Annotated in this window: 9 protein-coding genes and 2 pseudogenes; 7 read left to right on the top strand and 4 right to left on the bottom strand. The window is 55.1% G+C overall.

Going from position 1 to position 6590, the window contains the following annotated elements:
• A pseudogene (locus tag CH74_RS07080) lies at window positions 1-213 on the top strand (DUF4172 domain-containing protein); the annotation flags it as partial.
• Between the two features lie 8 nt (window positions 214-221).
• Here CH74_RS07080 and CH74_RS07075 read toward each other — a convergent pair.
• Entirely contained in the window at window positions 222-989 is a 768-nt protein-coding gene (locus CH74_RS07075; protein WP_048306764.1) for a DUF1499 domain-containing protein, read from the bottom strand.
• Between the two features lie 219 nt (window positions 990-1208).
• Here CH74_RS07075 and CH74_RS07070 point away from each other — a divergent pair, with 219 nt between their 5' ends.
• Both CH74_RS07070 and CH74_RS07065 read left to right on the top strand, forming a co-directional pair.
• On the top strand, window positions 1209-1430 hold the full coding sequence (locus CH74_RS07070; RefSeq protein ID WP_048306763.1) for a hypothetical protein: 222 nt from the start codon (window positions 1209-1211) through the stop codon (window positions 1428-1430).
• A 3-nt stretch (window positions 1431-1433) separates the two neighbouring features.
• Window positions 1434-1709, top strand: a complete 276-nt coding sequence (locus CH74_RS07065; protein ID WP_048306762.1) for a type II toxin-antitoxin system RelE/ParE family toxin — start codon at window positions 1434-1436, stop codon at window positions 1707-1709.
• 78 nt (window positions 1710-1787) lie between these two features.
• On the opposite strand, the gene CH74_RS07060 is transcribed toward CH74_RS07065, so the two are convergent.
• Window positions 1788-2270 carry an RES family NAD+ phosphorylase gene (locus CH74_RS07060; protein WP_048306761.1) on the bottom strand — a complete coding sequence of 161 codons (483 nt, stop codon included), beginning with the start codon at window positions 2268-2270 and terminating at the stop codon, window positions 1788-1790.
• The gene (locus CH74_RS07055; RefSeq protein ID WP_048306760.1) at window positions 2270-2695 is read right to left on the bottom strand and encodes an antitoxin Xre/MbcA/ParS toxin-binding domain-containing protein; all 426 of its coding nucleotides are present in this window, start codon (window positions 2693-2695) and stop codon (window positions 2270-2272) included. Before CH74_RS07055 ends, CH74_RS07060 begins: the two co-directional genes overlap by 1 nt.
• 164 nt (window positions 2696-2859) lie before the next feature.
• Here CH74_RS07055 and CH74_RS07050 point away from each other — a divergent pair, with 164 nt between their 5' ends.
• Genes CH74_RS07050 through CH74_RS07040 form a run of 3 tightly spaced genes read left to right on the top strand, consistent with a single transcriptional unit; the run spans window position 2860 to window position 4725 of the window.
• Window positions 2860-3693 carry an AraC family transcriptional regulator gene (locus CH74_RS07050; RefSeq protein WP_048306759.1) on the top strand — a complete coding sequence of 278 codons (834 nt, stop codon included), beginning with the start codon at window positions 2860-2862 and terminating at the stop codon, window positions 3691-3693.
• Between the two features lie 13 nt (window positions 3694-3706).
• Window positions 3707-4321 (top strand): LysE family translocator, encoded by a 615-nt coding sequence (locus CH74_RS07045; RefSeq protein WP_048306758.1) that lies wholly within the window; start codon window positions 3707-3709, stop codon window positions 4319-4321.
• A gap of 50 nt (window positions 4322-4371) precedes the next feature.
• Window positions 4372-4725 (top strand): hypothetical protein, encoded by a 354-nt coding sequence (locus tag CH74_RS07040; RefSeq protein ID WP_048306757.1) that lies wholly within the window; start codon window positions 4372-4374, stop codon window positions 4723-4725.
• A 164-nt stretch (window positions 4726-4889) separates the two neighbouring features.
• On the opposite strand, the gene CH74_RS07035 is transcribed toward CH74_RS07040, so the two are convergent.
• Window positions 4890-5651, bottom strand: coding sequence for a phospholipase D-like domain-containing protein (locus CH74_RS07035; protein ID WP_156181416.1), 762 nt, complete (start codon window positions 5649-5651; stop codon window positions 4890-4892).
• A 98-nt stretch (window positions 5652-5749) separates the two neighbouring features.
• On the opposite strand from CH74_RS07035, the pseudogene CH74_RS18195 reads away from it, so the two are divergent.
• A pseudogene (locus CH74_RS18195) lies at window positions 5750-6555 on the top strand (IS5 family transposase).
• The last annotated feature ends 35 nt before the right edge of the window (window positions 6556-6590 follow it).

The raw sequence follows: 6590 nt of genomic DNA, 5'->3' as shown, positions 1-6590 counted from the left end.
CACTACCCCCGCAAGCTAAAGTGCTCAATCGAGTTACTGGATGGGGGGGAGCGGGGCTTCGAGGGCGGTATCAGTGCTGCGCAGTATCAGAAAGTTGCCAAGGTGAGCAAAGCGACTGCCACCCGCCATCTGGCCGATTTGCTGTGCAAGGGCTGTATCGAGAAACTGCCGGGAGGCGGGCGCAGTACGCGTTACCAGGTTGTGACTGTATAAAGTTTGGTTTATTCCGCTCGCTCACGCAGCGCTTGCAGATAGTTGCGAATCCGTTCGGCGTTGGTGCCCACATCGCTGGCCCCAAGTCGCGATGCCGAGCGCATGTCCACCCGTACACCTTCTTCCACTTCGCTCAGGCGAATCACCACATCGTCCTTGAAGCCGAACCAGAGGGTGGTGGCCGTGGCTTCAAGCTTTGTGTCGCCGACGTCGGCTATCTCCCAGCCTTGATCTTGCGCGGTTGCCTCGACGGCATCCATCGCATCAATCAGCGGCTGCTTCAGAATGATCGGCTGAATATCCGGATAGGCCTCGCGCTGCTGCTGCGCGGTGCTCTCGCCGGGGTAGGCTACCTCGTTGGGCGCGGCCTCCCGAGCGGATGCCAGCGCAACGAACGCCGGCGGATCCTGCATGTCGGTTGTGATGTCGTGAATCGCCGGCACCTCTTGGGCGCGCTGCTGCATCTGCCAGGGGACGATCATCATCGCCGCGACCACGACAACTACTACAGCGCCCACCAACGCCGGCTTCAAGCGTTTGCACAGGCTCGCCACGATAAGCGTGATCAATCCAAGAACTGCCGCGCCGATGGCTAGATAGGCCCCTTGGCGCAACCAGGTGAAGGCTGTGCCCAGGTCCGTCATTTCCAGGCGATGGGCCAGTCCTGAACCGGCCATCAATAATGCTGACGCGATTACCACCAGTACGCTTAGCCAAGCCAATAGCCGTGGCCAGCGTCCGCCCCGCAGTCGTTGCGTTCGTGAAGATTTCGTCATGGGTACATGCGCTCCGTTTAACAGGCTATTGATTCAGCATACCGATCATTTAAGGAACATCCATAGCGGGGTGGAGATCGCTAAGGTCGTTAGCTGGTAATCCACAAAGGCAAAAGTTTCTGTACATCGCATCTTTCAATTTTGGAACGAGGTGAGGCAAGATGCATCAAACGATGCAATTCGCCACAGCCATCAAGTAGGTAACTAGGAGAAATAACAGTGAGTACAGCAAGCGTTCGCTTGGATCAGGAACTGGTTGAAAAGGCGACCATCATGGCCAAGGCCATGAATCGCTCCACGCCCAAGCAGATCGAGCATTGGGCGAAGATCGGCGAGATGATGGAAGACAATCCCGATTTGCCCTATGAGTTCGTCAGGCAAGCCATTATCGCCAAGGCTGAACTGGACGCTGGCAAGCTCGAACCCTACGAGTTCGACTGAGCCATGCAGGTTCTTCAAACCCCAACCTTTAAGAAAGCAGTCAAGAAGCTTCACGCCAACCAGAAGGGCGATCTGGACAAGGCTATTCGAGCCTTGATCAAGGACCCTCATCTTGGCGAACAGAAGAAGGGGGATCTAGCGTTTCTGCGTGTCTACAAATTCAAGATGACCAAGCAACTGACCCTGCTCGGTTACCATTACGACGACGGCAAAATCGTGCTAACGCTGATGGCGCTCGGCTCGCATGAGAACTTCTATCGCGATGTGAAGAAGCAATAATGCCCAAGCCGCTGGCACGATTAAGCGCCAGGCCCGATTCTGCGCGTCAAAATCGCCAAGGTCATGAATCTGATTTGCTTACTTTCCGGAGAACAGGCGTTTGCTGTAGAGCTTTTCGGTCGCATCGACCAGCTTGATCTTGGAAATATTAAGATGGCGAGGATTGACGACAATGACCCCTTCACCTGCCTTAACGATGGGGACCGTGCAGCTCGGCATCAGCAGACACAGCGCCGACATGGACATCAACCACTCAGATCCGATGGCCTGAGTTGAAGCAGGGTAAGGAAAATCGTCCCAATCCTTGGGGAGTGAGTCCACAGGCAACGTCTCGACGGTGACGGCATCCGGTAGCTCGTAGACGCCCATCCTGTAGCTTGGCGGTACGTGCCGGGGGGAGTGCAGGTAATTGGCCATCTCCAGCAGAGCGATAGCGGGGGAGCTGGCGAAGTAGATCACCGGTGATCCGATTTCATTCCAGCGCCCCCCATACTGGTAGCTCCCACCCAAGCCATTGAAGGTTTCCAGAAACGCCTTGGGGCCGACGCGGTACAAGTACATCAGGAAAAGTCACCTTGCTCGATCTTGCGCAGCGTGGCGCGTACCAGGGAGCGGCCCTCGAAGGTATCGCAGAGTTCCTCAGGCGCACGGTCCGAGAGTGCGCGGATAGGGGAGCTGAGCCAATCCCGGGCCACTTCATGACTTTCGAAGATGCGTACCGCCTCACGGTAGATCCGCAGCGTATCGAGCACTTCTTCGGTATCGGTGCGTCCTAAATGCTTTTTCTTGAAGACCCGACTGAGATTGGCGGAATCGACCTCCAACAGGCGCAGAAATAGCGCGCGATTGTTGCCCATCGCCTTTATCGCCTGTCGGATGACATCGCCGGAAATACCCTTATAGACGGTATCCAGATAGGCAGCCTGGTCAGTAAACACCTTGGCGGGAACGCTGACCCCCTCGATGCCGATAGCCTGAGTCTCCATATGGGCCTCCTGAAGCAGATGGATAACCCAGCATAGGGTGGTAACGTCTATTTGACAATACGTAGTCATCATTTTGACGAGCATTCTTTTTGAGCAATAACGTCCAAGCCGCCAGTATGATGACCCCTCTACGCTAGGTGAATCAGCGTTCAGGGAGGTGTGGCATGTCAAAGCAGCCTAGCCAATTTCGGTTCTTGAAGAGTCGGCATGTGTCCGAGGTCACGGTGCTGCATGCGGCTATGGATGACTTCCACTACGACCGACACGCCCATGAAGAATACGCCTTTGGCGTCACCCTCGCCGGACGCCAGGACTTCTTCAGCGGTGGGCAGTTTCACCGCAGCACCCCCGGCAACGTCGTACAGTTCAACCCGGAAGAAGTGCACGATGGGCACTCCGGTGGCGATAGCACGCTGGGGTACGTGATGGTCTACGTGCCGCCGGCTCAGCTCGAAGCAGCGTTTGCCAATGCGGTGGGGCGTGAGGGCGTTGGCCATTTCAGAAGCGCCGATACCCTGATTCAGGACCATGCGCTACGCGGCGCCATCCTGGAACTGGCTCGGCTAGTGACGCATCAGGTCGGCAGTCGCATCGATCAGGAACATGCTCTCCATCGGATCGCCACTCGGCTAGTTCGGCGCGAGGGAAGGTTTCAATCAAACACTGCCAGCGTCAGTCGCCCGGATGCACTACTAAGCCGCGCCAAGGACTACATCCTTGCGCATCTGGAGGAGGATGTGTCCTTGGACGATCTCAGTCAGGCCGCCCATCTCTCGAAATACCACTTTCTGCGCCTGTTCCGACAGCAGTTCGCCATGACGCCGCACCAATACGTCCTCAATTGTCGCATCAATGCCGCCCGCCATGCGCTGGATGATGGTGCGCTGCCCAACGAGGTCGCCTTTCGCTACGGCTTTGCCGATCTCAGCCACTTCAATCGCCGCTTCAAGCGCATCTACGCCATGACGCCTTACCAATATCAGCGCAGCATCCTCTAACCGAGAACCCATCATGTTAGCCATCATCGTCTATGCCTTGGGCGTAATGTACTCGCCTGGGCCAGTGAATCTGCTCGGCCTGAATGCGGGGCTAAATGGGCAGGCCAAAGCTTCGCTTGGGTTCTATCTCGGGGTAGGGCTCGCCATGCTGACTTTGTTCTTGTTGTTCGGCTGGGCCGGCGCCGCCTGGGTGCAAGGCGATGTGCTTGTCGTGTTGGCTGCGCTGGGGTGCGGCTATATCTTCTACCTCGCCATCAAGATCGCCAGATCGAGCATCGACCTGGGCGGTGTGCGACAAACACCGCGTTTAATGCGCTTTCGTGACGGCCTGATCATGCAACTGTGCAATCCCAAAGGCATTGTCGCGACACTGCCGATCGCCACGATCCAATTTCCCGCCGTAGGGATTCACGGTATTAGCTTGATGCTCTGGTCAATCGGCTTGGCGGTGTTGGCGGCCGGCGCACCCGGCAGCTACGCGCTGATCGGCGCCTTGTTAGGTAAACGCATCGAGAACCCAAAAATCCTGAAGGGGGTTAGTCTGACGATGGCGGTATTACTGGCGGGCGTTTCCTTGTCGATTGGTTATGAGCACGTGTGGCTGCCTCTCTCGTCGAGGGTAATTTAAGGAGCCATAACCCACCCATTCCCAAGCAGGCAGAGTGCCCGACCAAAATCATGACAGACAGCCAACCGCTTGCCGCCCAGGCCGCCCAGGCTCGCCATATTCTCGAAACGGCGCCCCGCGAGGCGCTGCCGATGACCTATCAGCAACTCGCAGAGGCGCTTGCGCTGCGCCCGCCACGCACCATCCAGCGCGTAGCCCAGGCACTGGAAACCCTGATGCGCGAGGACGCCGCGCAGGGCCGGCCCTTTATTGCCGCCCTGGACGTCAGCCAGCGAGGAGAGGAATTACCCGCTCAAGGCTTCTTTGATCTTGCAGTGGAGCTGGGTTGCTTTCCCACCGACCCGGCGCAGCAGACCGAGGCTTATTGGGAAGAACTCCGGCAAGTTATGGCGCAGCGTGATTAACGAAGCTGTTGCCGAATCCACTTCATAGTGAGAAGGGCGGTGTCACTCAGGCTGCTTCTGCCGCAGCGGATCGAGCAGCGGGCTCAGGCCGTTATGATCGATCTAGTGCATCAGGTGGAGTAGTCGGTCGGCTTGAGCGGGTCAGCTAATTGTTTATGCTAATATTAGGTGTCGAACGCGGGATTTTCAAGAATTAACGGCATTGAGTGCTCGAATACCGCCTTAGCAGCGGTTTGATCATCAATAATAAAGCTCTGCTCACGATTCTTAAATGCTTTATTCGACAGCCAATTATGACTGCCGCAAACGACTCGCTTTTGGTCAATTACCAGCGCTTTTTGATGATTATTGAATTTCCCAACGTGCAGTTGCTGCTGAGTTTTACTAAGTTTTTGCAGGCTCAAAAGTGCGCGCTTCGCTGGTCGAGTGATTTCATGTCTTCCCTGTGAATTCTCGAATCCAAACCCCAGATATACTTGTACTCCTCTTTGAAGCGCTTTTTTCACTATAGATATGAAGCGCTCATCGATAACTTTATCAGATATCCAACCTGAAAGAATCATTATTGTAGATTTCGAGCGATCTATTTCAGCTAACATATATTCATAATGGCTTGAGTCAGTTAGTAAGATAAAATGATTCTCTTTTCGAGCTGTAATCAGGGCTTTCTGATCCTCCTTGTGATAACCGGTAAGAGTAGCTTCAAATTTTTTTATTTGACGTGACTTCTTTGTAAAGGAATCAACTACGAAGAATGCTCCCCATGCGGAAATTAGTTGGGTGGTTATCAGCGGCGCGTACCCTAGCATTGCAAGCGTCCATAAAGACCAAAGGCCAGCGACGGATGCCCCCCAATTGCGTGACTTAAAAAGGTACGCAATAATTGTCGATCCAGCGACAAATGCTTGCCAGTAGAGTACTTCCAATTTTATTCCTCTTTATCGTAATCTGGTAATTGAATTTTCTGTTATAGAGTGCCTTTCAAAACCTTGAAAAAAGCCTCGGCCATGCCTAGATTTTCGGTATGGCTAAAAAGATCGTATCCGATGAACTCTGGTCCATTGTCGATCCATTGCTACCACCGCCGACGCCCAAGGCGCGTGGTGGACGCCCACCTGTCTCTAACCGCAAAGCCTTGACAGGCATCCTGTTCGTTCTGCGCTTAGGCATCCCCTGGAAAATGTTGCCTCAGAAAATGGGCTGCAGCTCAGGCGTCACCTGTTGGCGTCGCTTGTGCGACTGGCAGCAGGCGGGTGCCTGGGAACATCTACACTAGACGTTATTGGTACATTTCTATCATGCCGACCAGCTCAACTGGGAGCGAGCCTGTATGGATAGCGTATCCGTACAGACAAAGAAGGGGGCTCGGCCCTCGGCCCCAACCCGACGGACCGGGGCAGACCCGGCACCAAGCGCCACATGCTGACGGATCGCCAAGGCGTCTCGTTGGCTATCCTGCTGTCGGGTGCCAGTATGCACGACAGTGTCCCTTTGGCGGTTTTGCTCGATAGCGTGCAGCTAGTGCTGTCAGGCCGACCAGGGCGCCCTCGTCAGCGTCCTCGAAAGTTTCATGCAGATAAGGCTTATGATTATCGACGCTGTCGCCGGTCATGTCGGGCCTGCGGCATTCAGCTTCGTATCGCTCGTCGGAGCGTAGAAGACAGTCAGCGGCTTGGGCGCCATCGTTGGGTTGTCGAGCGAACCTTTGCCTGGCTGCTTCGGATGAGGCGACTCACCACGCGTTATGAACAGCGAGTCGATATTCATTACGCCTTTACGCTACTGGGCTGTTTCCTGATCTGTCTGAACAAGCTCCAAGACAGGTTTTGAAAGGCACTCTTATTGAACGTAACGCCGCTAGCAGA

Origin of the sequence: Halomonas sp. PR-M31, assembly GCF_001039575.1 — a bacterium.
In the GTDB taxonomy this organism is placed as follows: domain Bacteria; phylum Pseudomonadota; class Gammaproteobacteria; order Pseudomonadales; family Halomonadaceae; genus Modicisalibacter.
This window is presented reverse-complemented; position numbering and strand designations above follow the sequence as displayed.